Raw genomic sequence first — 342 nt, 5'->3', positions numbered from 1 at the left:
CTATCGCGGACATGGGCTCAACCGCGACGGGCTGGAGGTCCATGTCTCTCACACGCGCGGCATCACCTCACCCACCATCAGGCGAGAACTGCGACGGCGAAACGGAATCGAGCCGGTCATCGGTCACATGAAGCAGGACGGCCATCTGGAACGAAATCCCCTCAAGGGCATCGAAGGAGACGTCATCAACGTCATGCTCTGCGCCATCGGTCACAACCTCCGGCTCCTCCTGGCATGGTTCAGGAAGCTTTTGTGGCTGATCCTGGCGCTCATCCTGTTCCCGAACAGCACGGCCCGCTCACGCACTGCCTGACAAAACCGGATTCTTCACAGGCGACCAGA

At 60.2% G+C, this 342-nt stretch carries 1 protein-coding gene; it reads left to right on the top strand.

Annotated elements, in window-relative coordinates; all coding sequences use genetic code 11:
- The coding region (locus tag FLQ44_RS22815; RefSeq protein ID WP_206209129.1) for a transposase at nt 1-313 on the top strand (313 nt) is incomplete at its 5' end.
- Nucleotides 314-342: the final 29 nt, after the last annotated feature.

Origin of the sequence: Vogesella mureinivorans (assembly GCF_007644035.1) — a bacterium.
Taxonomy (GTDB): Bacteria; Pseudomonadota; Gammaproteobacteria; order Burkholderiales; family Chromobacteriaceae; genus Vogesella; species Vogesella mureinivorans.
This window is presented reverse-complemented; position numbering and strand designations above follow the sequence as displayed.